The organism is Paenibacillus sp. OAE614 (assembly GCF_040546645.1).
GTDB lineage: Bacteria > Bacillota > Bacilli > Paenibacillales > Paenibacillaceae > Paenibacillus_AQ > Paenibacillus_AQ favisporus.
This window is the reverse complement of the sequence record NZ_JBEPOD010000001.1, coordinates 6,672,254-6,696,325: the sequence shown is the minus strand read 5'-3', so window position 1 is coordinate 6,696,325 and position 24,072 is coordinate 6,672,254. Positions and strand designations below refer to the sequence as shown.

Here is a 24,072-nt window from a genome sequence, read left to right as displayed (position 1 = left end):
GAGGACCCGCAATTCATCACGATGGTCACCATCTATACGCGAAAAAAGGTGGCGTTATGTCCGGACAGGGGTTCGGCTCCCCCTCGTCTATCACGTAAATGAAATCCACAACCTCAAGGGGTTGTGGATTTTGCATTTCTGACGAGCCTACTTCAAATCAAACCCTTTGCTCTTCACATACTCCGTATACCCGCCCAGCGGCAAATCTCGGTCCAGCATCGAGACGAATTTCCCGGACCAGCTGGCCTTCTGCTTGTTGTTGGTTCGAGCGCCATAATATTCTTCTATTTCCCGGTCATACTCTTCGACTTGTGCTTTAAGATCACGATCATACTGGTTTTCAAAAAATACGGCGGACCGTGGCAGGCGCGGCTTTTGTTCTGGGGATTCATCGGGGATGCCTACCGCAAGACCGACCAAAGGAATGACAAAGTCCGGAAGGTCCAGCCATTCGTCCAGTTCAGGCAGAGCACTGTTAATCCCGCCGATAATAACGGCCCCGAGACCCATCGATTGAGCCGCCAAGTTAGCGTTTTGCAGAGCAAGCGCGGCACTTAGCACACTGGTTTGATAAAAATACGAGTAGTTCAGGTTGCGGCTCATTTTGTCCTGGTAATCTGGGCCGGCAGCCAGCATCATGCGGTGAAGATCGGCGCAAAAGATAAAAAAGTATCCGCATTCCGCAATCCACGGATTTTCAGAATGCTCCGCAATTCTCTTGCGCAGTTCCTGATCGGTAACGCCGATGATCGAGAACGGCTGCATATGCGCCGAGGTTGGTGCCATTTGCGCCGCGTCGACGATGGCTTCGATTTGCTCGCCGGTTAACGGCGTATTTGTAAACTTGCGGATGGAGCGATGCTGGCGGATCAATTGAATGACCTCATTCATAAAAATTCCCTCCAAATCAATGTAATGTGATTTCTGCAGAAGCTGCATGAAGACCACGTTCCAACTAAATGGTTTCCATGGAAACCACAATAACAAGAAAATGGTGTTCTGTCAAATGGTTTCTGCGGAAACCATGATATAATGAAAAGAAAAAAAGGTAGGCTTGCCTTATGCCTGATATGAATGATGATTTGCTTCAGCTCAAAAACCGCATCGAAAAATCCATATACCAGATCCTCGTCAGCGAAGCCGAGGATGACAGTGACCGGCTCTGGCTCATGGAGCGCATTTCCGACGACCGGCTGAAAAAGCTGCTGCCCCGTCTATCCGTCTCAAGCCTGCACGTTCTGGACGTCATCTATGCGCATGACGGCATTAAAGGGATCGATATCGCCCGCGAGATGGGTTTAACAAAAGGCGCCGTCTCCAAAATCACCCGCAAATTGCTGGAGCAGGACCTGATACGAAAAAATCAGCTGCCGGACAACCTGAAAGAAATTTATTACTCTGTGACACCGCTTGGCGCCGAACTGGCTGAGCTGCACCGGGTTTTTCACGAGGAGAAGGATCATAAAGCGATGGAACTGTTGGCTAGTTTCGACGAGGCATCGCTGGAAATCGTGGCAGACTTTCTGGAGAAGCTGGCCCGTCTGCGGTAGATTTAGCCCTACAGATCTATCGGTAAGAAAATTGAAAATCGCCGTCACCGACGGCGATTTGGATATATTTTAGGAATTGGTCGGACTCCTCCCCAGCGTACGCCTTGAGAATGAACACCTTTTTTCAATCCACGTCCTCCCTATGAGCTCCACCTTAATTTGGACCAAAGACCTCGCTCCGATAATGTTTCGGCGAGGCCCCCTTCACCTTTTTGAACATTTTGGAGAAAAGGAGCGGGTCGGCATAGCCGACCGAGCGGGCGATATCGCCGATTGAAAGGTCTGTGTTTCCCAGCATTTTAGCCGCCATACCCATTCTGTAGCGAATCAGGTAATCCTGAATGCTTATGTTCATTTGCTGTTTGAATAACGAGCACAAATAGCTTCGATTAAGCCCAATCAAATGCGCGATGTCCTCGATAGTTATTTTTTGAGAGAAGTTCATTTCGATAAAATCGATCACTTGCTCCACGTAAACCTCAGCCCGGCTTTCCCTTTGAACGGTGGGCGTTTCCGGACCAGATTCCACCAGCAAAGATAACATCAAATACAGCAGCCCCGTTAGTCTGGTTTCCCGGGCTTTATGGCTTTGTCTCGACTGGGCCATCAACTGCAAATACTGATGGATCATATCATCTCGGTCATAATGCAGAATTGGAGATGAAGGGGTTAGCCCTGCTTGCATAAGGAGGGGTTCGGCCAGCGTGCCGTTAAAACCAACCCAGCCGTATGACCAAGGGTTGACCTCGTCGGCTTGATAATAGGTAACGAACGAAGATGGTGCCTCACTCCCCCTACCTCAAAAACCCCCTCCCCTTTGAATATATAATGGAGCAAATAGTGAGTCCTTACGGCGGGCCCGAAATAATGACCGGATATACAATCCTCCATGCCAAATTGCGTCAGATGCAGCTCGGTATGCTGTTTACTTCGCGGCAGATACTCTAACACAAGCAACCCCCCTCCCCTTAAAAATAGAATACCTGTCAATTATCAATCATAATAACATAACTAGTGAGCACCATGCCATGTACGACCTATCGTATGATCATATATGATTTTTGTATATAAGCCTGTATTTCTGGAATCGTAGATCAATCCTAAAGCCATGTTTCAAAGAAAGATTGAATACAGAGATGCCGGAGCATTGCCCCGGATGGCGGAGATGTAATGGTTCATAGATACGAATATGGCACAAGCCATTTTCTAGACCATGTTACGATGCGTGAAGTACCGATAGGCAGGAAAGAAGGGATGTTTACCAATGGGCGTAATCGTTCAAGAGCAAGCAGGGTTGTTTCATCTACAGTCGTCCGGCATGAGCTATTTGATTCAGATCGTGGACGGTTATCCTGTACATGGGTATTGGGGAGGGAGACTGAAGCATCGGGATACGATGGGCGATCTCCTGATACACACTCCCGCGAGGGCTGGACTTGACCGGCTGCCGCAGGAATACCCGCAGTACGGCAGCGGAGACTTCCGGAATCCGGCGTACCAGGCCGAACTGGAGGATGGGACGAGGATTACGGAGCTTAAGTACGACGGTTACCGGATCCTAAAGGGAAAGCCGCCATTAAGCGGACTTCCGGCCGTTTATACGGAGGACGAGTCCGAAGCAGAGACGCTCGAGCTGGTATTAAAAGATGCCTACTCGGGACTTAAGGTCGTCATGCTTTATTCCATCTTCACGGATCGCAATGTGATCATTCGGTCAGCTCATTTGATCAACGAAGGGGACAAGAAGCTCCGGCTTCGCCGTGCCCTTAGTGCCAGCGTCGATTTCTCCGGTCATAGCGATTTGGAGATGGTGTACCTTTCCGGGGCGTGGGCCCGGGAAGGAAATATGAAGCGAAGACTGCTTGAACAAGGCGAAACCCGGATCGACAGCAAAAGGGGCATGAGCAGCCACCAGTTTAACCCTTTTGCCGCTCTGGTCACACCGGAAACGACGGAACGACATGGGGAAGCCTTTGGCTTTAGCCTGGTGTACAGCGGCGGATTTGAAGCAGGGGCGGAGGTAGATTCCTTCGGCTCCACAAGGTTTAGCATTGGCGTGAACTCTTTTGATTTCGCGTGGCAGCTGAATCCGGGGGAGAGCTTCCAAACGCCGGAAGCGGTCATGGTGTACTCCGCGCAAGGATTGGGAGAGATGTCGCGGACATATCACCGCCTGTACCGGACCCGGCTGTGCCGGGGGAAATACCGGGACGAAGAACGGCCGATTCTGGTCAATAACTGGGAGGCCACGTATTTCGACTTCAATGCGGACAAGCTGGTTTCGATTGCGGAAGAGGGGGCCAAGCTGGGCATTGAGCTGTTTGTCTTGGATGACGGCTGGTTTGGCAAACGGGATGCGGACAATTCGTCGCTGGGGGATTGGTACGAGGACCGCCGGAAGCTGCCGGACGGACTGGCGGATGTCGCGGAGCGCATCAACCGGCTGGGCCTGAAATTCGGGCTGTGGTTCGAGCCCGAGATGATTTCGCCGGATAGTGAGCTGTACCGGAAGCATCCGGACTGGTGCCTTCACGTCCCGGGGCGGAGACGCAGCGAAGCCAGGTGGCAGCTGGTGCTGGACTACACGCGCCAGGAAGTGCGCGATTACATCTATGACTCGCTCTCTGCGATTTTCTCCACCGTGCCGGTTGCATATGTGAAATGGGACATGAACCGCGCTTTGACGGAAATCGGGTCTGCCGCCCTGCCGCCGGAGCGCCAAGCTGAGACTGCTCACCGCTATGTTCTTGGGCTGTACGAGCTGCTTGAACGAATCACCACCGATTTTCCGCATATTTTGTTCGAGAGCTGCTCCAGCGGCGGTGGACGCTTTGATCCCGGCATGCTGTACTACATGCCTCAAACCTGGACCAGCGATAATACCGATGCGGTGGAACGGCTGAAGATTCAGTACGGGACCAGCCTGGTCTACCCTGTAAGCGCCATCGGAGCGCATGTGTCGGCGGTTCCGAACCATCAGGTCGGACGGATCACACCGCTTGATTTTCGCGGCAATGTCGCCATGTCGGGAAATTTCGGGTATGAACTGGATCTCACCAAATTTACCGATGACGAAAAGGAAACGGTCAAACGCCAAGTTGCCGCCTACAAGCAGATTCGCAGTTTGGTGCAGAAAGGCGATTTGTACCGTCTGAAAAGTCCGTTCGAGGGAAATGAGTCGGCGTGGATGTTTGTTTCGGAGGATCAAGAGGATGCCTTGGTCTACGCTTTTCAAGTGATGGCCGTGCCAAACGCACCCCAGCGGACCTTGCGCCTGGACGGACTTGACCCCGAACTGGAATACGAAGTGGAGCCCGGAACCGGCGGGGAGATTTCGATCTTCGGGGGAGACCGGCTGATGCAGCTCGGTTTGCCCCTTGCCTACGAGCATAAAGATTATCAAAGCCGATGGTTTAGACTGCGGGCCCTCAAGCCCGGCAAGGCGTAACCATTGATCTAAGCCTGAAAGAGCATCAATGGATGGAGTTTAAGCCCCTTTTTTAAGCGAAAAAGGGGCTTTTTGCGCGCAGCAGAACAGATAACACGGGAGGTAGCGCCATGTTTTTTTATCCGGATGATGAATGATATGAAAATAAGGAAGAAGCTAGCCGTTACGTTTATATCGGTGGCAAATCGTTATTGAAAACGCTTTTGTGCAGGTCTCCACTAATGTGGAGCGCGTTTCCGAAGAAACGAAATAAAAAATGAACTAAAAATAGACTGCGAAGTAAGCAGTCTATTTTTTTGTTAATTCTTGTGAATATGGTGATTGATTTTTTATCGCTTAGGGATTTAGATTAAAGCAATCGCGAGCAGCGTGAACAGGCTTAACGTCAAAATGGAGTTGCGAGCCCTGAATCCGAAGGGGAGGAAAGCGGAGGTCGTAACAGGTCCATCTCTTCGATCTGTCTCCAAGTACACATTATCACGATCCACTTTTACGATTCTTCCTTCGTGCACATAACCGTCTCTTGTTATAATGCGGACTCTCCGGCTCATGAATCGCGTGCAGCTATAATAGGCATCCATCTCATCATTCCTTTCTTTGACAAAGCATCATATGAACGCGTTGGACAAGGGGTCACGGCAGTTATACCAATGAATGAGGCCGATTCCGCTAGTTTACGAAATTTTGAGAAACGAACTTTAAAGTGCAACTTTAAACCTTATAAAAAAGATTCAGAAATAAATTAAACCCTGCAGCACAAAGCTGTCAGGGTTTAAAAATGCTATTTGTTTAGAAAAAGAAAGATCTAATGCTTTCAGATCACAACGGCGCGTCCGCCCTGCCAACAGGTAGCCAGCAGGGTTTTCGTCAATACTGATATTTGGTTTACCAACAAAATGCTGCCAAAATAATTACCAACAGAATGAACAACACAAGGATAGCACCAACATTGTTGTGCAAGCCGTAACCGTACCCTGCGCCAACTCCTCCTACAACTCCACTCATCCCTTACTACCTCCTTGAGTTTAAAGTACAATGTATCTTATGATTTAATCTGGATTGGGTATGGGCAAAGCGGTAAATAGATAATCATATCTTATGGATAATGAACATTTGGGGAAGGGAAAACACTCATTTTTAAATTTCGGACTATAAATTTAGAATGAATCAAAAAACGACCCTGCCAGCTAATAGCCAACAGGGTTTTCGTCACTCCTCGTTCCTTATTCTTTATTTCCAACAAAATGCTAGCACCTATATTAGTAGGGCAGCACCCATTTTCAACACCTTTGACGTCGCTCATGATAGACCTCCCTGCGCCGGCACATACGACAGATTCGAGCTATGAGCTCAACGGCGAATGGATGATATCCCTTGCGAAAGCAGAACAATACCCTCATTTCGAGGAATGGGGAACCGTGACAGGTTTAATAAATATGAGTGGTCCTGATGGCTTACCGCGATTTAGCGGCACGTTCCGTTATGAAATCGAATTTGAATGGAACGAGTCGACGAAACAAGTCCTGCTGGATCTTGGTGAAGTCTATGAAACGGCGGAGGTATGGTGGAATGGCGAGCAGGCAGGAGTGCGCATTTGCCCTCCCTACACCTTCGAGATCCATGGCATGATCAGAAAGGGTACGAATAAGCTTGTCGTTGAAGTGACAAATACGCCGGTGAAGGAGCAGCGCGACTTCTTGTCGTCCTTTGCGCAGCAGGAGCCCAGCGGGCTGATCGGGTCGGTGCGGTTTTGCTATTAAACAGCGGATCTTCAGATAAGTCTCCTTGATAGGAGGCTTTTTTTGTTATGTAAAAATATTTTTCACCCGTACAACTCTTTATGCCAAGTCATACTTTTTAGGGACACACAAAAACTGTTTCTCTGGACCCACACGGTATTTATACGCTACTATTAAAACCTATCGTTTCAACACGGATGCTACTGAATGTGTAAGGAGTTAAAAACGTGAACCATGAAGACAAACAATCGACATTTGCCATTTGGCTAAGCTTCATAAGTAATATCGTGTTAACCGCTATTAAACTCGGTGTTGGATTCTTATCCAATAGTCCGGTACTCATTGCCGATGGCGTTCATAATGCAGGAGACGTCGTCGCCACAGGCGCAGCCCTCAGCTCCATGCGAATCTCCAAGCAGCCTCCGGATGAGGATCATCCTTATGGTCATGGAAAGGCAGAGGTGCTGGGGGCAGGGGGCGTGGCCATCATTTTAGCGCTGGCTGCTCTATATATGGCCTATCATTCCGTGATGGTGCTGTTCGAACCCCCGCACAAAACGACCGTCGTCGCGCTGGCAGCAGCGGCTTTTTCTTTGGTTTTGAAGCAAGTTCTCTATGTTTATACCATGGCTATCGGAAAACGTCACCGAAGCAGCGGGCTCATTGCCACAGCTTATGATCATCTGGCAGACGTCTATGCTTCCATTGCCGCGGTCATCGGCATCGCATTGGGCATGCTCGGCGATCATTACGATATCGCGATTCTCTCTTATGGCGACCCTATTGCCGGAATCGTTGTTGCTTATTTGGTGTTAAAGCTGGCGATTCATATGGGAAAATCCTCGGTCGATGTTTTGATGGAGAAAAACGTGGACTTGGAGAAAATGAACGAGCTTACGGAGTTAGTCAAAACGGTTCCGGAAGTAAAGCGTCTGGATCGCCTTCGTGCGAGGGACCACGGCCATTATATTATTGTTGATATTCGAGTCGGGGTGGCGGCTGAGCTTAGTGTTCAGGAAGGGCATGATATCTCCAGAAATATTAAACAAACGATTATGAAGCATTGCTCCGATGTCGGAGAGGTTATGGTTCATTTAAACCCATGGTATGAAGAGTAGTCCGCAAGCAGCCAAACCCCGCTCATTGAGCGGGGTTTAGCGCATCCTCATCCTTAACCGTAACTTCCTCCACCACGCCGTACCTCTCCAGCGCCTTCACCGAAGCCTCCAGCATGCGTCTCTTCACATAGTCTCCTTCAAGCACCCGCACCCGTTTGCCCAAGAAGCGCAGCTTGGACAGCAGAAATTCCCTCTCATCGCCCATAACGCACACCTTGACCGTATAGGTATCGATTTGAGCGTCATACTGCACCTCCTTGTCAAAACAGCACAGCGCATACAGAATACGCGAAAGCTCTTGGTTATACTGCGGCATGATTTGGACGAACACCTCGGCTTTGCGGTTCTCCAGTGTCTCGCTAATCCGCGTCAAAATATCGCTCACCCGCTCAAGCGGCAGCTCCTGCTCGGTGACAGAGAGGATGTTATCCAGCTTCGTGCTCATGAAGGCGCGATTGCGGATATGATGCCACAGCAGGTACCATTCCCGCTTCACCATGGAATACTCCAGCCGATACGGCACGCCGAGTTGGTTGGAGTAGATCTGCCCGCTTTTCAGGGCGTGGGTGACGCGGATGCCGCTCCGGTTCATGATCAGGCGGCGCAAGGGCCGCAGGAGGGGGTGGTACACCTGCTTTTCCCGGCTCCGCGCTTTCTCGATCAGGTGAGCGCCGGTGTCCATCGCTTCATCTTCGGCCAGCAGAGCCGCCAGCTTCGCCAGCGTTTCGGGCGTAAATGCTTCGGAAGCGGCGGGGTGCTCCAGCACGGTTTTCAGCCAAGCGCGTTCGTGGGCGGTGACCATGAAGGTGCCGGAATCGTCGAGGCGCGAGATGATCTGGTAGTTAAAAATCTTTTCAAACAGATTCATAATAGGCGCGTATCTCCTTCCATTCCGCGATCATTTCGCGGCGCAGCCGGATCGGCTCAAGCACCTCGCAGCTGGAACCGAAGCTCCGCAGCCACGGCTTGATTTCCGTCGTGCCGTTTACAGTGATCTCGTAAATAAAGGCCACGTCGTCTTCTTCGACGATTTGCCCCCACTGACCCTGCAGCAGCACCCGCTCTTTGATGAAGTTCGGTCCGTCGCCGGGATTGTAAAATTTAGCGCGGACCGTGACCGGTGCGCCGGTGTCGATCAGCCAGCTGTAGCGCAGCTTCTCCAGCAGCTCCTGCTGCTTCTCCGCAAACCAGACGGGATCCGCCTCTTCCGCTTCCTCAAACTGCGTGATGCCTTCCATCCGGTATTTCCGGATGCCTTCCCGGCCATAGGACAGCAGATACCAGCGGCCGTATTGATGGTCGTACACGACCTTTAGCGGCAGCGTCTGTTCCAGCTTGCCCTGCGTTTTCCGTTCAAACAGCGGGTTAGTGTTTTGGGAGGCGTAGCTTTTTTCCGCTTTGGGCGAGAAGTACAGGAACCGGACCTTCCGGTGCTTGCGGATCGCATCCAGAATGGAGAACAAATGGGCTTCGTCCAAAATCCGCGAGTGGTAGTGATATTTATATAAAAAGGGCTCGACCGCATGCCTCTCCGAATGGCTTCGCATCAGCTGCTTCTTCAGTCCGTCCCGCAGCAGGTAGCCCTGGACGGAAGGAATTTGGGTGCCCGCCATGACGTCCACAAAATCGTACAAATCCAGCAGCTCATCCTCGGTCAGCTCCTGAACGAGCTCGCCGCGAATGGCGTATCGGTAAGGGCGCGCTCCGCCTATTTTGCGGATCACCCCTACTTCTTCCAGGTACTTCAGATCCTTGCGGATCGTCTTCTCATCCGGGAGCGGGAGATGGGCGGCCATCGCGTTCGTGCAGCAGTCCAGCAGCTCCAGCGCAGTAAGGGACTGCGTACCAAGCGCTCCAAGCAGCAGGGACAGCCGCTCGCTTTCCGATTCTTTCAGCGACTTGGCGCGGAACAGGAACAGCAGCATCGGGTCGGCCGAATCGTAGTAGTTGTAACGCAGCCCTTCGTTGAATTCCTTGCCCTGTTCCTCCGGCAGCTGCTGGTACGTGGTCTGGACAATCTCCTTGAGGCGGCGGATCGTCTTATCGAACGTGTTCACGGAAATCCCCAGCCGCTTGGCGAACTGCTGCCGGTTATACGCCCCGCTCGTCAGCACCAGCAAGCGCAAAAACTGGATTTCTTTATCAAAGCTCTCTTTGGCCATCTGGCGGTTCTCCTTTTCCGTATCGATCTCATTCTATTGTAGCAGGCGAACCGGCTGGTTAACACGTGAACCTTACCATGAGCGTGCCGTGATCGTGCGAGCGGAAACATGAAAGGCGCCTGTTTCATCAGATTTCTATGCCAGGTCGTAATACTTGCGCCATGTTCGTGCGCACGAAAATAAGCGATGATGACAACAAAAGAATTGAAACCCGCAAGCAAGGAGAGTGCAGTATGGCGATCGTGCAAATCAGGTCCACGAACCCGCAGTTTTCATTTTTGATCAAAAAGAACCCGCATTCCGGCATGATTCTCCGCAGCATCCGCAAAGGGATGGCCTACGGCTGGTATTCGGATGAGCAGACGTTCAACGTCTATTTCAAAGACGCCGATAATGAAATTTCCTATAAGCAGCATGCCGACGAGAAGTTCGAATATTTGAACGTGTCGCGTTACAACACGCCGTTATTTCCGCTCAACGCGATCAGCGAGTTTTTCGCTCACCCGCTCAAGCACCATGACGAACGTGATACGGAGGGGTATGAGCATACGTTGATGATCGGCATGATTCATATCGAGCTCACGCGCTACATCGATTTTTTTGAAAAGCATCTCAAGGACTTCACGTTTCAGATTACGCATCAGGCGCATAAGAGCTACTCGCTCACGGTGACGACGCAGCGCAGCCTTTATAAGCTCCTTCACGCCGTGAGCGTGCTGTGCCTGTTCCTGTCCATGTTCGGCAACGAATATATCGACATTTCCGAGCATGTGCTGGACAAATACATCCGCAGCATCAACGTGATCGACGCACCGTTTTACATCCGCAGCCTGTTCGTCCGCAATTTCCTGGCTTCCCGGGAGCGGTATAACAAGTACAAGACGGAGCTTGAAGCATCGACCCGTTACCGAATCCAATTTGCTTACGGGGGTACAGCGCTGCAGCGCCGAAATTACATCGGCGGCGTGCTGCCTTTCGATAAGTCCATTCTCGACGTCGGGTGCGGTGAAGGCTTTTATGCGCTGCCGTTTGCCGGCAAAATCGAAGGAAGCTACTACGCGGTCGATATCGACGAAGAGAGCCTGGCGGCCCTGACCCGCAAAGCGGAGTCCCGGCAAATCGATAACATTGCGCCCTTCCACTCGATGGTCCATTTTCTCGAGGACTACAACGGCGAACGGGTCGACGTGATCCTGACGGAAGTTATCGAGCATATGAGCAGAGAGGAGGCGGCGCAGCTGATCCGGCAGATCGTGGCCAGGGTCGATTTTGATCATTTGGTGATCACGACGCCGAACGCGGACTTTAACCGTTATTACGAGCTGTCCGGCTTCCGCCATGACGACCATATGTGGGAGATGGGGCAGGAGGAGTTCCAGACGTGGATGCTGGATGTGATTCAGGGGCTCGGACTGTCGCATGATTTCGCGGCGATCGGGGATGAGGTCGACCAGATCCGGACGACGCAGGGCGTTATTTTGAAGAAAGAGGGGGCTTAGAGCTCATGGAAATCCGCACAAAAATGCATACCATCTTCATGCTCGTCGGTTCTACGGAATGCGGCAAAACGACGTTTGCCCAAGACGTGCTAATCCCGGGACTGCGGTTTGAGGATGAGACATCGAAATTAAAAGCAAACATTCAATACCTGTCCTCCGACCGGATCCGCCAGGAGGTGCTCGGATATGATTACGATAAATATGATCAAGTGATGCTGGAGGCGAGCGAGCAGGCTTTTCACCTGCTGTTTGAGCGGTTGAAGATGGTTACGTCGTTTCCGGTCAATGCCGATTTCGTGGTGGTGGATACGACGGGGCTGGCGGAGGATTTTCGCGAAAAGGTGCGGGAGATCGCCCGCAGCCATCACTACAACCTTGAGGTGATCGTCTTCGATTACCGGAAAAGGGAGGACTACTACGCATCGGAGCGCTCCAAACGGCTCATCACGAATCATATCAACCGCCTGAAAAAAGACGTGCTCGGCGCGCTGCCGCGCGAAGGCTATGAAAAGATCCATAAGGTGCGGGCCAAGGACTTTTACCGGCCTGAAGAAAGCACGGCCAGTTCCGACTACCGCGTGATTATCGAGGATTTGGAGGCTTACCGGGAGACGGTTCTCCCGCATGGCCCGCGGTACATCATTGTGGGGGATGTTCATGAGTGCGTGGAAGAGCTGAAGGGCCTGCTGCTGAGCTACGGCTTCCGGATGGAGGCAGGCAAGCTGCTCGCAGGGGAGAAGCTAAGGTATACGAAGGTCATCATGGCTGGCGACTGGATCGATAAAGGCAAGCAGACGCGTGAAATCATCGAATTTCTGTATGAGAATCAGGAGCATTTCCTGTTCGTGCTGGGGAATCACGAAAATTTCGTCTACAAATACTTGCGGGGCGAGATCCAGGGCGTGGATCGGGAGCTGCTGCAGACGTATTTTGATTCCACCGAGACATTGGCAAACGATGCTGAGCTGCTTGTGATGTTTAACGAACTGGTGGAAAAGGCAAAGCCCTTTTACCGCTATGTAGGAACGGACGGCCCTTCCTACTATGTAACGCATGCACCGTGCATGAAAAAGTATATCGGCAAGCTGGACGCTCAATCGGCCCGCCATCAGCGCAATTTCCGCATCGACCGGGAAGCGCCGCTGGAAGAGCAGCTGTCCTTCCTGAAGGATGAGGCGGTGGGGAACCATCCGTATCATATCTTCGGTCATGTGGCCGCCAAGCAGGCTTTCCGGATCCGCAACAAAATCCATCTCGACACTGGCGCCGTGCATGGAAACGGGCTGACGTCCGTGACGGTCTCGTTCAAACCGTTCATGAAGTCGCATAAGTCGCGTACGTCCGTGCTGACCGAGGAACTTCCGGCGCTGTTCCAGGAAAAGCGGAAGGTATCCGTGCAGGATTTGGGGGAGGACGATATCCGCAGGCTGCACTACTGTTCCCGGCATAAAATCAACTTCATTTCCGGCACAATGTCCCCGGCGGATAAAGATATGGAGAGAAGTGAGCTGGAGTCGCTGAAGCGGGGCTTGGATTATTTCAAGGAGAACGGTGTCCTGAAGGTGGCGCTGCAGCCGAAATATATGGGATCGCGCTGCAATATTTATTTGCATCTCGACATAGAGCAGTGCTTCGCGGTAAGCCGCAACGGTTACAAGGTGAAGCAGGTGGATCTGACGGAAGTCTACCATCGGCTGCTGGCCAAGTTCGGCCCTTATATGCAGGAGCGGGGAATCCGCATGCTCATCCTGGACGGCGAGCTGATGCCGTGGAACGCCCTCGGCGAAGGGCTGATCCAGCGGCAGTTCAAGCCGATCGAGAAGGCGCTGGAGGGCGAGCTTTCCTTTTTGCAGCAACATGGTTTCGAATCCGCTCTGCAGTCATTGACCGAGCAGTATCAGGCCAGCGGCTTTGAGCAGGATCAATACCGCATGCCTAAAAAAGACCTAAGCGACAAATACGGCGCCAACGTGTACCAGAACTACAAGCATATACACGAAATTGTGGAGACGTCCGTATCGTTGGCACAGCATATCGCAGCTTACGAAACGTACAAAAGACAGCTGGAGCTGTATGCCGAAGCAGGGGAGATGGAGTATAAACCGTTCGCCATCTTGAAAATCGTCTTTGAAAACGGCGGGGAAGAATTGCCGCAGTGGACGACATCGGAGATGTACGGCTTCTTGTCGGACGATGAATCGGTCTCGCTTGATTTGTCCGAACCGGAGAGTTATGCAGAGGCGGAGCGGTTCTTTGCCAAGCTGACGACGGAGAAGCACATGGAAGGCGTCGTTATCAAGCCCGAGGCTTGGGACGGCCGGACAGTACCGTACATGAAAGTGCGCAACCCGGACTACCTGTCCATTATTTACGGCTACGACTACCGGTTCCCGCATAAGTACCGGAAGCTGCTGAAGCAGAAAAGCATCGCCCGCAAGCTGCGGACCTCGCAGAACGAATACCGGCTTGGCCTCCGGATGCTCGGCGTGAAATACGACGAGATCGAACCGATGCATGCGGCGTACCAGGAAGTGGCGGCCAATCTGCTGTTTGAGGTGGCCCAGGAGCAGGAGATCGATCCACGGCTGTAGCGTTCGATTCTTCCCTTGTAGATCCAATGAGAAAGACCACCTCTATAGGTGGTCTTTTTAAAGACTCATTCTTCTTCCTCCTCTAAAAGCTGCTTCAAGCGCAGCATATTTGTACTCCAGAATTGGGTATAATAAGCCACCCAATCTTGAATTTCTTGGAGCGGGGAGGCGTTCAGCCTGAATCGTGTTTCTCTGCCGACTTTCCGGTCAACGACCAGTCCGGCCTCTTTCAGAATGCTCAAATGCTTGGAAACCGCTGTCCGGCCCATCTGGAAATGTGGCGTCAGTTCATGAAGCGGGAGCTCCTCCGCCTCGGATAACAGACGAATCAGCCGGCGTCTGGTTGGATCTGCAACGGCGTCAAATACATCCCGGTTCTCATTGTTCTCGCTCACAGCACTCTCTCCTAAGCCTTATTGTCGTCTCATGATGTGACACCTTTTGGTGACAACTTGATTGTATGACACCATTTGGTGTCGTGTCAATGTTCTGCAATATGAAGCGAGAGCGTCACCGGGGTATCCCGTGCATAACCATCCGTTGGTTCCCAATAACTTCTTGCGTCACTTTACGGTCCTTTTACAAACCGAATGTATACTAGAAATACAGCAGTATATCAACCATTTTACACAAAGAAAGGGTGCAGCTATGGGAATTCATACGTACTTTCAATCGCTGAACGACCTCGAACGCATCATTCGTTGTCCCGGCAAGTTCAAATTTGAGGAGCACAGCGTTTCCGCTCATTCCTGGAAGGTTGTCCAGTACGCCAAAACGCTGGCTGACATTGAGGAAACCAACGGAGTCACGGTGGACTGGAAGAAGCTGTACGAAATTACCAGCAGTCATGATTACGGCGAGATTTTTATCGGGGATATCAAAACGCCCGTGAAGCACCACTCCCTCGAACTGCGTGCAATGCTTCAGCAAGTGGAGGAAGGTATGGTCGCTCATTTCATTGATGAGCATATTCCGTCTGAGTTTCAGCCGATTTTTCGCAGACAACTGCGTGAAGGCAAGGATGATTCCGTCGAAGGCAGAATCCTGGAAGTGGCCGATAAACTGGATCAAATCTACGAGGCCTTTACAGAACTGCAGCGCGGTAACACGGAAAAAGAGTTCGTCGTCATGTATAGAGATGCTCTCATCAAAATTAAAGGAATCAAGCTTCATTGCGTCGACTATTTTTTGCAGCATATTCTCCCCGATTTAGTCAGCGAAGGGTCCAGATCCCCGATCGATATCGAGAAAATTACGAAAGAAGCCTTAGCCACATAAGTCATGATTTGCATCATTGGTTGTATCCTCCTACCTTTCAATCTTTTTGAACCTCAGTTCATCCTCTCAAGCTTCACAGCTTCAATAGATTTGTCCTCTCTTTTTTAAAAAATATTTCCCTACATATACGCTTCGAACCAAGATGAGGCCATGCGGCTCTATGGCCACCTTCGTCAGATCCCCGCTTTTTGCACCATTCCATCAGCTTCATATCCCATTTAAGTTCCATTTAAATATTCGGGTTTACTCTAGGGCTATCCCATTACAGCCACAAGGAGTAAATCATCCATGAACAATAAGAAAAAGAAGTCCAAGCGCACTCTGCTCATCAGTCTCACGTTGTCCGTTGCCACGGTCGGCAGTATCCTGTACGGGCTGGCCGACCGGTATTTGATCCCGCATGTGGAGGAGGTCGTTGCCCAACCCAGCACGGCAGCAGCCATATCGTCGCCCGCTTCTGGTACGCAGTCGGCGGGTACAACGAAAACAGCTGCTACGAATACATCGACGAATACAGAATCTGCGGAATCCACGGCCTCAGCAGTAAACGCAACCTCTGACGATTGGAACTACAAGAGCGATAACGTCGATATTTCGATCAAGCATGTGGAGACCGGTACAGGCGCGGATAAAATTACGTATTACGTCGCCGATGTTCAGCTGAAGGACGCGTCCAATCTTCGGACAGCCTTCGCGGACAATTCCTTCGGCCGCAACATTACCGAGCATACCTCGGAGATCGCATCCGCCAACAACGCCATTTTTGCCATCAACGGGGACTATTACGGGTTCCGGAATGACGGCGTCGTCATCCGTAACGGCACCTTGTACCGTGATGAGCCTGCGCGTGACGGGCTGGCGCTGTTCGGTGACGGCACGATGAAATCGTATAACGAGGAGGAGGTTTCCGCCGACGATTTGCTTGCCGAAGGGGTAACGAATACCTTTTCGTTTGGACCGGTACTGGTGAAAGGCGGCACCGCGGTGCAGAACTTCGATAACGTCAAAATCGATACCAACTTCGGCAACCGCACGATCGACGAGGCGAATCCGCGGACGGGGATCGGCATTATTTCGCCGAATCACTACGTGTTTGTTGTGGTGGACGGGCGGCAGCAGAATTACAGCCGGGGCATGACGCTGAACGAGTTTGCGAATCTGTTTGAGGACCTGGGAGCGACCGAGGCCTACAACCTCGACGGCGGCGGTTCATCGACCATGTACTTTATGGGCCGGGTCGTCAACAGTCCTGGGGGCAAAGGCCAGGAGCGCGGCGTCAGCGACATTATTTATGTTGGCGAATAACGGACCGACGAAGCTGAAGGAGGTTACCGACATGACAACCGTATTGATTCCGGCCTATGAGCCTGACGAGAGACTGCTGCAGCTGATTGCCGACCTAAAGGCGGCTTGCCGCTGCAGGATCGTCGTGGTCGATGACGGCAGCGGGGAGGACTATGGAGAGCTGTTTCATTCGGCTCGCCAGGCCGGCTGCATCGTGCTGACCCACGACCACAACCTTGGCAAAGGGCGGGCCTTGAAGACCGGCTTCGCCTTCCTGAAGAAGGCGGGTGAGACGGGAGGGATCGTCTGCGCGGACAGCGACGGACAGCACCTTCCGTCCGATATCGTCCGGATTGCCGCGGCGGTCGATGAGCATCCGGACCATATCGTGCTCGGCTGCCGGCATTTTACCGGCAGGGTACCGCTGCGAAGCCGGTTCGGCAACCAAGCGACGCGCTTGGTGTACGCCTTGACGACCGGCCGCTCCGTCACGGATACGCAGACGGGCCTTCGCGGCTTCTCGCCGGAGATGCTGGACTGGCTGTGCGGCATCCCGGGGGACCGTTTTGAGTATGAAATGAACATGCTGCTGCAGGCACGCGGAGACGGCTACCCGATCCATGAGGTGCCCATTGATACCGTCTATTTGGAAAAAAACAAGTCGTCCCATTTCCGCCCGGTGGCGGACTCCATCCGGATTTATGCCCCTATCCTAAAGTTTTGCTCTTCGTCCGTACTCTCGGCAGGGCTGGATTTCCTGATGCTCTTCGTGCTTCAGTTCGTTACCGGCAGCCTGCTGGCTGCCGTAGTCGGTTCGCGGTTGTGCAGCGCCATATTCAATTACGCCATGAACCGGCGATATGTATTTGTGAAAAAGGACGCCCCCCGACTGATCGAATCGGCTCCGAAATATTTTGCGCTGGTCGCGCTTATTATGGGATTAAATTACGGGCTGTTGGTATTGTTCCACGAAATGGTGGGGATTCCGCTTTTCATCGCCAAGCTGCTCACCGAAGGCTCCTTGTTCGTGTTCAGCTACTGGTGCCAGCGCAAATTCGTGTTCCGTCCCCGGTCGCGAGCCGGGGGAAGGCCGCCCAAAGCTTATTTTAAGAGGTATAAGAAAGTGTGAGCCTCGCGAAATTCAGGTTCCTTATATCGCAAGAGAAAGTTTCGCTAAATGCGGGCCAGATTTCTATAAAAAGAGCGATCCAATATGGACCGCTCTTTTTCGTCTATTTATGCTTTTCGAACAGGTTTAGCTTCTATTAAATTCCTCGTTTAAACGGCTCACGTAATGTTCGAGCACGTAATCCCTCACAAATTTTTCCTTAGCCTCGCTGTCCTCTTTCCTTTGAAACAACACGTTCCTTTTCGTTCGTTCTGGCGCAGGCTTGTTAAGCCAGAGCTCCAAGGCCTCGCTCTCCAGCTGACGCTTCACTCTTCGTTCCGTTAGGTGATCCGCCTGTTTCCGGCTCTGGGCTTGAACAGCTGGGGACAAGGACGCCGCCGCTTCGGTCTGTTTCATAAGGAGCTCGGTAAGACGTTCGACTTTTTCCTGCTCACGCTGCAGCAGTTCGAGCAGATGCTGATTAAATTGCTCCTGGTTGTTAAAGTGATCGATCACGGATTTCTCCAGTTCGGACAAGGCTTCGGCAAGATTATCGCTCACGCGCTCATCCTTATGGATGCTGGTATCGCTCACGGTCGTGATCGTGGATGGCTGGCCCAGCAGCACCTCCTCGACCTGCTCCCCGTTCAGCCCCTTGGAGTATTCGTCACGGATCCGGGCCAGCGTGGGAATAGACGCGGAAGATATCAGATAACTTTTATGCTGCTTTTTCGTATGCAAGTGATGTCTGTGCCGGTCCATGTATCGCCTGATAGTTGGCTGAGGGATTTCAAGCTGTCCCGCCAAATCGGAAACTTTCAGCCATTGCTCATCGCTCATGTGCGCTCACTCTCCCATCATCATACGCTCATAGCTGATATATTCTGGACGCGGGGGGCTTTTTCCTTCGAGCGTGGAGCAATTAGGCTCACTCAATCGTTCACGGCTGGGGTGGCTGGACTTCAAGAGCTGGATAATTCAGTCCTCGGCATTCCCTGGGCGTTACTTCTCACGACTAGCAGCGTTTATAGATAAGAGGTTACGATATTGTGCATCAACTAGCGAAAGTGAGAGGATGGTCATTAACAAGCTCGCATTATTTTCGGCTTCGATTTTAATGTTCGGTTTTCTTGTGGGTTGCAGCAAAGATCAGACGATAAACAGTCCCTCAACAGGTACGGAAGCAACAACAGAATCTCGGGTAACAACACTTTTGCAACAAGAGTCTCATGTGGACACGGCGAATCCGTCACTGGATACGAAATCTTGGTCTTCGGAGAACAAGGAGGTAAAGCTGACGCCGGTTAAGGAAGGGCAATATTCGTATGAATCCGTAGCCGTTGATGTGAATGGTGTGAACAAGGCATTCGACTGGAGCTTTTCGATGATTGAGGACCCGCGGATTTACTACACGGATGTTACGGGCGACGGGAAAGAAGAAGCGGTGATCATCCTTAATAAGGGAAAAGGGACAGGACTGAATATTGATGAATTACATGTGCTGGACGGGATGGATCTCTCCGAAATCAAAGTGCAAAGCTACCAGGAGATTGTCGCCGGCCAGATCGAAACGGGGGTCACCCGGAAAAATGATCAGACTTTGGCCATTAAGGTAAAGTCACAGGGAAAAGAACATCAATTTGATTATCATGTTGCCGGTGTAAACTTTAAACAGGACAAGCTTAGTTTTGGCGGCGTCGTCTATTATTGGATGAAGAATCAACAAATCGTCACCACGTTAGGCGCGAGCGTTGGCATTTCTCCGCAATACGTAGGCGATTTTCAGATCACCTATAAATTCAATCAAGCAGAAAATAAATTGATTGCTGATCAAATCAGATTTGAACCTGTTCACAGATAAGATGATCTGGGGTTAAAAAGGAGACACCGGTCAACTAACCGGTGTCTCCTTTCCATTTCAAAGTTTGACTCCCCAATGCTGCAACTTCCAAATCCGATACAAAATGACCGCCGCCTCAGCCCGGGTGAGCGGACCTTGCGGCGCGATCTTACCGTTGCTGCCGGTAACGATGCCGGCTTTCACGAGCGCAGCCGCGCTGTCCTTGGCGTAGCCAGCAATGCTTGAGGCGTCGGCGTATTCGCTCAGGCTTCCGCTGCCCTCAACTGTTTGTCCGGCCGCTGTTAACGCGCGTGCGGTGAGCACCATCATCTCCTGGCGGGTGATCGGGCTGTCCGGCTTGAAGGTACGGTCTGGCAAACCAACCGCAATGCCCAGCTCATTGGCAGTGTCCAGCTCGCTATGATCATAAGCGTTCGGATCGACATCGCTGAATGCGGTTTTTGGACTGCCTGTACCTTGGAGCTCCAGCGCTCGAACCAGAAGGGCCACGAAGTCGGCCCTCTTGATTAACGCTTCAGGGGAGAAGCGGCTCTCGGACATTCCATGGATGACTGCGCGGGCGGCCATGGCGTCAATGGCTGGCTTGGCCCAAGGGACGTTTTGCAGGTCTGTGAAGGCAGTGGACGCATAGGCGACCGCATAAGTACTGAAATGGGTGGTGTGGAAAACCACCGTTCCAGTGGCGGCATCATAGCGGCCGTTAGGAATAGGGGTTGCCTGGCCTTGGCCGTCGACATACCAAACTACAATCTGATCCGGATAGCTTAACTCCTCAGCAGTCGGCTTGTATGGGATTTCCACCGTCACAGGCGCTGCAGGATTGTTCCAATCCAAGGTTCTGCCGCCTGCTGCAAGGTTCAGCTCGATTACCGGACGGCTGCCGATCCGTTCACGATCGGCTGCGCTTAGGTTCAAATGGTCCGTCGAGGCGGTTCTGATGCGGACGGATACCTGCCCGGATAGATCTGTCTGATTGGACAGCATGCCGCTTGGAATTCGAATGATTGCGGAATCCGTCTTCAGCAGCAGATCGAAGGATTCTTTTCCACTAAGGCTTTGAGCCGGAAGCTGGACTTCAACGGAACCGGTGCCGGGCGGCTTTGCCGCTTCGATCACGATTTGCTTCTTCCCATTGCCGGGTACAGCCGCTTGCTCCAGCGCCTTTTTCAGGCTGTCGGCAGAAATGGTACTCACGGCTCGTCCGTCTTGGATTTTCGCTTCCGGCTTGATTGTAACGACACCATCGGTGCTCACGGTAATCCGAGTTTGCGGGCTGCCGCCGCCGTTGCTGTTATTGCCGCTGTTGTTGCTGCCATTACCGCTTCCGCTATTACCGCCGTTTCCGTTACTGCCGCCGTTACCTCCGTTGTTTCCGCCACCGCCCTCATTGCCCGAGCCATTGTCGCCCGGATTGGCGGGTTTGCCGGTGAGGGTCAGTACGCCGAACACGGATGGATCCTGGTAGCCGTTGCCGGTCGTGTCGTTCCAAGCGGCGACGCTTTGACGGGCGCTGTCTTTTGCGTCATTGACCTGGGCGTCGAAACCAAGCTTCAGCTGATTGGCCGGCGTTACCGTCTTGAGCGGAATCTTCATTTCTACGGTGTAGTTTGTGCCGGCTGCTTTGGTCGCCGACTCGAAGCCATCTGCGATCTTGGCCGGATTAAAGGAAGTTTCGTTATCAAAGTTGATGCGGAACTGCCCGTCGTCATCCTGGTAGAACGTAGTTTTTGCGTTGTTCTCGTCCAGGAAGACTTCGACGGAGTCCTGCTCCCATGCGTTCGCGCTGGATTTGTCCAGCTGAGCGTCGCTGACCTGGATCAGCACGTACAGGTTGTGGTCGTCCCAGAGCGCATTGGCTGTGCCAGTCGCGCCCTGCCACGCCATCTGATAGCGGTTGACCGGCATAGCGGCCGCTTGGTTCCATACCGCGTCGACCGTCCCGTCAATCACCGGCGTGCCGTACGCCGCGGTAGATTGGTTGGCATGGCCCGACTCGGGCGGATGCTCCGTGATAAATTTGTCCGGATCAATGACGCCGTAGTATGCCGGCTTGGCTTGAAGATTTTTATCAAACAACAGCGGATTTGATGCAGCTCTCCAGCTTGTACCGTCGTCCATTCCCCAGAAGGTGACCCGGCTGATGTCGGCGGCATGGTCCTTGAATATCCTCATCAATTGCGCGTACAAGTAGCCCTGGGCGTTGGCCAGCTTCTCGGGGAGCTCGTAGTTGCTGCCGGCTTGGATGTCCAGCTCGCTGATACTGACCTCGATCCCTAAGGAGATGAACTTCTCCAGGGAAAGCTTCACATTTTCCGGATTCGTGTTCACAGTGTAGTGCCCTTGCATGCCGACACCGTCGACCAGCTTCTTACCGGGATGCGCTTCGGCATATCTGTCGTTCATGGCTTTGACCATGTTGTAAATGGCCTGGGCCTTATTCTGGTTGTCTTCGTTATAATCGTTGTAATACAGCTTGATATCCCAATCCGGATGATCGTCCAGCACTTCCCTGGCCGCAAGGAACGCCTGCTCGACATAGTCCGGCCCGATCGCGTTATACCAAGGGGATTTGCGCAGCGACGCTTCCCAATCAGCCGGATTTGGCGGGTTGTCGTTCATCGCTTCGTTGACGACGTCCCAGGAGATCACCTTGTCGCCGAAATGCTCCATCACGGTTCGAATATGGGTCCGCAGGTTGTCCAGCGCTTCCTCGCGGCTCAGAGGGACCGTGTTACCCTGCGCGTCCTGAGCCGTATTCATCCACGCCGGCGACTGCTGATGCCATACCAGCACATGCCCGTGCATCTGCATGCCTGCAGCCCGAACTTTATCGACCATTGCATCGGCTGCGGTGAACGTGAAGTTGCCCTTCGTCGGCTGCAGCGCATCCGGCTTCATGGCGTTCCCCGCCGTGGCGACGTTGTGGTGCATGGTTAACAGCTCCAGCCGTACGCCTTCCAGATCCTCCGCCGAGATGGCGTTTCCGATCAGAAAATCGCTTTGGTACGCTTTCTTGACCGGAATCAGATCTTTCTGGATTTCGACCGGCGTCGAACCGGTTTTTTCGAAGCTGATATCGTCGATATAAAAGGAGGCCTCCGCATTACTCGAACTTTCCAAGTAAAGGGTCAAGTATTCGCCGCCCACGCTATTGTAACGGTACGTTCCTTCAAATTGGACCCAGCCGTCATCGGTGCTGATCGTTTTCGGGGCCAGGGTCGCATAATTTGCGCTGCCACCGCTGCCGATCTGGGTGGAGAGCTGAATCTGCGAGCTGGCGGGGCTGATTAGCTTGACCCAGGCGGATATTTTATACTCGGCGCCTTGATCCACGTATTTCTCCACGTGTAATGACGGCCCATGCCAGGCGGCTGTCCTGTTTTCCACTTTAAGGGCGTACGCACCGTCTGGTGCATGGTTGGCTTCATCCGTGACGGTTAGCTTCTCTGTGCCGGATCGGCCTTCAAAGCCACCGAGGGTCTGATCCTCAAAAGTGATCGTGCTGAAAGGCAGGGCCGGATCTCTAGGCGGCTCTTCGTTTCCGTCCCCGCCGGAGTCAGCCTTTTCAGTGATGAGGATGTCGCCGAGGTAGAAGGGGACTGTGGCACCGGCGCTGTTGGATTGAACACGCAGTCGAGTATCGCCGCTGCTGGTATCCAATGTGAATTCTTTGGTCAACGTAAAAGCTTCCCCAGCTCTGAAAGCTGAGCCGGCCAGCCAGCCGTAGCTTTTGTCAACGGTTTGAAGATACGCTTGGGCGTCGTCAGGAACGGTGGCTTCAGCGTCCACATATCCTTTAACGGTGATCGTGTAGGTTTTGCCGTTTTGGATTCCTAAGTCGGTGTAATTGAAATCAGCCGCATCGTAATCGTGGGTACGGTTGCTTACATAAAGAGCACCTCCGTCCTCATTCCCGTCAAACACTTTGCCCGACACCCGTGCGAGGCTGGCGCCTCCCGATTGAACGGCTTTGCCAATCCCGTCCGCAAAGGTTTCATGGCACACCACCGTTACCGTATCGGCATCCGGCTGCTCTGCATCCGCGCTTACATCCGAGGCCAGCCAGCCCGATGGCATGAGCAGAGCCGCGGCGATTACGGCCGAAAAGGCTTGTTTCATCCATTTACTCATTCATTGCACTCCCCCTGCGTCAAATGGTTTGTTTATTAAGCGCTTACATTTTACTCGACGAATCCTCCTTTCCCGCCAAGATGATACCATTCGCCTGAAATGTGCGTCTTACAGCAAATGAAAGGAGATATCGTACTTTTTTGATATATTTCTGAGAGCAGAAGAAAAGGGGAATCACGCGAAGTTCGGTCGGCCGGGCCGCCGGAAGTTCGCTGCATCTATGGAATGGATGATGTAGAATGCACTTGCTATAATCATAACTAATAGAACAGACTTCTTTTCAAATATTTCATTAGAACGCGG

21 protein-coding genes and 1 pseudogene are annotated in these 24,072 nt (G+C 52.3%); 10 read left to right on the top strand and 12 right to left on the bottom strand.

Translation table 11 applies throughout. The features are described 5' to 3' along the window. Window positions 1-147: 147 nt before the first annotated feature. The gene (locus tag ABIE48_RS30630; RefSeq protein ID WP_192716156.1) at window positions 148-891 is read right to left on the bottom strand and encodes an NADPH-dependent oxidoreductase; all 744 of its coding nucleotides are present in this window, start codon (window positions 889-891) and stop codon (window positions 148-150) included. A 170-nt stretch (window positions 892-1,061) separates the two neighbouring features. Here ABIE48_RS30630 and ABIE48_RS30625 point away from each other — a divergent pair, with 170 nt between their 5' ends. After that, on the top strand, window positions 1,062-1,550 hold the full coding sequence (locus ABIE48_RS30625; protein ID WP_354520307.1) for a MarR family transcriptional regulator: 489 nt from the start codon (window positions 1,062-1,064) through the stop codon (window positions 1,548-1,550). A 154-nt stretch (window positions 1,551-1,704) separates the two neighbouring features. Here the strand turns inward: ABIE48_RS30625 and ABIE48_RS30620 are convergent, their stop codons facing one another. The 3 genes and pseudogenes from ABIE48_RS30620 to ABIE48_RS30610 all read right to left on the bottom strand — a co-directional run bounded on the left by ABIE48_RS30620 (window position 1,705) and on the right by ABIE48_RS30610 (window position 2,441). Further along, a complete protein-coding gene (locus ABIE48_RS30620) occupies window positions 1,705-2,022 on the bottom strand; it encodes a helix-turn-helix transcriptional regulator (RefSeq protein WP_354520305.1) in 318 nt (105 codons plus the stop codon). A 135-nt stretch (window positions 2,023-2,157) separates the two neighbouring features. Continuing rightward, a pseudogene (locus ABIE48_RS30615) lies at window positions 2,158-2,256 on the bottom strand (AraC family transcriptional regulator); the annotation flags it as partial. Beyond that, window positions 2,220-2,441, bottom strand: a complete 222-nt coding sequence (locus ABIE48_RS30610) for an AraC family ligand binding domain-containing protein (RefSeq protein ID WP_354520750.1) — start codon at window positions 2,439-2,441, stop codon at window positions 2,220-2,222. The pseudogene ABIE48_RS30615 and the gene ABIE48_RS30610, both read right to left, overlap by 37 nt. Before the next feature lie 373 nt (window positions 2,442-2,814). Here ABIE48_RS30610 and ABIE48_RS30605 point away from each other — a divergent pair, with 373 nt between their 5' ends. Then, window positions 2,815-4,998, top strand: coding sequence for an alpha-galactosidase (locus ABIE48_RS30605; RefSeq protein ID WP_192716154.1), 2,184 nt, complete (start codon window positions 2,815-2,817; stop codon window positions 4,996-4,998). A 344-nt stretch (window positions 4,999-5,342) separates the two neighbouring features. Here the strand turns inward: ABIE48_RS30605 and ABIE48_RS30600 are convergent, their stop codons facing one another. From ABIE48_RS30600 to ABIE48_RS30590, 3 genes are all read right to left on the bottom strand, one after another. Continuing rightward, window positions 5,343-5,579, bottom strand: a complete 237-nt coding sequence (locus ABIE48_RS30600) for a hypothetical protein (RefSeq protein ID WP_145027337.1) — start codon at window positions 5,577-5,579, stop codon at window positions 5,343-5,345. A gap of 304 nt (window positions 5,580-5,883) precedes the next feature. Then, the gene (locus ABIE48_RS30595; RefSeq protein WP_208629353.1) at window positions 5,884-6,003 is read right to left on the bottom strand and encodes a YjcZ family sporulation protein; all 120 of its coding nucleotides are present in this window, start codon (window positions 6,001-6,003) and stop codon (window positions 5,884-5,886) included. Between the two features lie 91 nt (window positions 6,004-6,094). Next, on the bottom strand, window positions 6,095-6,301 hold the full coding sequence (locus ABIE48_RS30590; protein WP_192716153.1) for a hypothetical protein: 207 nt from the start codon (window positions 6,299-6,301) through the stop codon (window positions 6,095-6,097). Between ABIE48_RS30590 and ABIE48_RS30585 the strand changes: the two genes are divergently transcribed. After that, window positions 6,243-6,758 carry a glycosylhydrolase-like jelly roll fold domain-containing protein gene (locus ABIE48_RS30585; RefSeq protein WP_354520303.1) on the top strand — a complete coding sequence of 172 codons (516 nt, stop codon included), beginning with the start codon at window positions 6,243-6,245 and terminating at the stop codon, window positions 6,756-6,758. The two genes, ABIE48_RS30590 and ABIE48_RS30585, sit on opposite strands and share 59 nt — an antisense overlap. A 206-nt stretch (window positions 6,759-6,964) precedes the next feature. Further along, the gene (locus tag ABIE48_RS30580; protein ID WP_192716152.1) at window positions 6,965-7,855 is read left to right on the top strand and encodes a cation diffusion facilitator family transporter; all 891 of its coding nucleotides are present in this window, start codon (window positions 6,965-6,967) and stop codon (window positions 7,853-7,855) included. 22 nt (window positions 7,856-7,877) lie between these two features. Here ABIE48_RS30580 and ABIE48_RS30575 read toward each other — a convergent pair whose 3' ends face one another. After that, entirely contained in the window at window positions 7,878-8,723 is an 846-nt protein-coding gene (locus tag ABIE48_RS30575; protein WP_192716151.1) for a WYL domain-containing protein, read from the bottom strand. After that, on the bottom strand, window positions 8,710-10,017 hold the full coding sequence (locus ABIE48_RS30570; RefSeq protein WP_192716150.1) for a helix-turn-helix transcriptional regulator: 1,308 nt from the start codon (window positions 10,015-10,017) through the stop codon (window positions 8,710-8,712). The genes ABIE48_RS30575 and ABIE48_RS30570 overlap by 14 nt, the downstream gene beginning before the upstream one ends. Window positions 10,018-10,250: 233 nt before the next feature. Between ABIE48_RS30570 and ABIE48_RS30565 the strand changes: the two genes are divergently transcribed. After that, entirely contained in the window at window positions 10,251-11,516 is a 1,266-nt protein-coding gene (locus ABIE48_RS30565) for a class I SAM-dependent methyltransferase (RefSeq protein WP_192716149.1), read from the top strand. A gap of 5 nt (window positions 11,517-11,521) precedes the next feature. Next, entirely contained in the window at window positions 11,522-14,107 is a 2,586-nt protein-coding gene (locus ABIE48_RS30560) for a metallophosphoesterase (protein ID WP_192716148.1), read from the top strand. A gap of 65 nt (window positions 14,108-14,172) precedes the next feature. Here the strand turns inward: ABIE48_RS30560 and ABIE48_RS30555 are convergent, their stop codons facing one another. Beyond that, a complete protein-coding gene (locus ABIE48_RS30555) occupies window positions 14,173-14,502 on the bottom strand; it encodes an ArsR/SmtB family transcription factor (protein ID WP_192716147.1) in 330 nt (109 codons plus the stop codon). Window positions 14,503-14,755: 253 nt separating this feature from the next. On the opposite strand from ABIE48_RS30555, the gene ABIE48_RS30550 reads away from it, so the two are divergent. From ABIE48_RS30550 to ABIE48_RS30540, 3 genes are all read left to right on the top strand, one after another. Further along, window positions 14,756-15,385 carry an HD domain-containing protein gene (locus tag ABIE48_RS30550; RefSeq protein WP_089549375.1) on the top strand — a complete coding sequence of 210 codons (630 nt, stop codon included), beginning with the start codon at window positions 14,756-14,758 and terminating at the stop codon, window positions 15,383-15,385. Between the two features lie 288 nt (window positions 15,386-15,673). Beyond that, entirely contained in the window at window positions 15,674-16,690 is a 1,017-nt protein-coding gene (locus tag ABIE48_RS30545; protein ID WP_145949791.1) for a phosphodiester glycosidase family protein, read from the top strand. 31 nt (window positions 16,691-16,721) lie between these two features. Continuing rightward, window positions 16,722-17,798: a bifunctional glycosyltransferase family 2/GtrA family protein gene (locus tag ABIE48_RS30540; RefSeq protein WP_145027321.1), complete on the top strand. Its 1,077-nt coding sequence runs from the start codon at window positions 16,722-16,724 to the stop codon at window positions 17,796-17,798. 126 nt (window positions 17,799-17,924) lie between these two features. Here ABIE48_RS30540 and ABIE48_RS30535 read toward each other — a convergent pair whose 3' ends face one another. After that, window positions 17,925-18,617 (bottom strand): hypothetical protein, encoded by a 693-nt coding sequence (locus ABIE48_RS30535; RefSeq protein WP_192716146.1) that lies wholly within the window; start codon window positions 18,615-18,617, stop codon window positions 17,925-17,927. Window positions 18,618-18,690: 73 nt separating this feature from the next. Between ABIE48_RS30535 and ABIE48_RS30530 the strand changes: the two genes are divergently transcribed. Further along, window positions 18,691-19,638 (top strand): hypothetical protein, encoded by a 948-nt coding sequence (locus ABIE48_RS30530; protein ID WP_354520298.1) that lies wholly within the window; start codon window positions 18,691-18,693, stop codon window positions 19,636-19,638. A 57-nt stretch (window positions 19,639-19,695) separates the two neighbouring features. On the opposite strand, the gene ABIE48_RS30525 is transcribed toward ABIE48_RS30530, so the two are convergent. Then, window positions 19,696-23,769 carry a glycoside hydrolase family 10 protein gene (locus tag ABIE48_RS30525; protein WP_192716144.1) on the bottom strand — a complete coding sequence of 1,358 codons (4,074 nt, stop codon included), beginning with the start codon at window positions 23,767-23,769 and terminating at the stop codon, window positions 19,696-19,698. Between the last annotated feature and the right edge of the window lie 303 nt (window positions 23,770-24,072).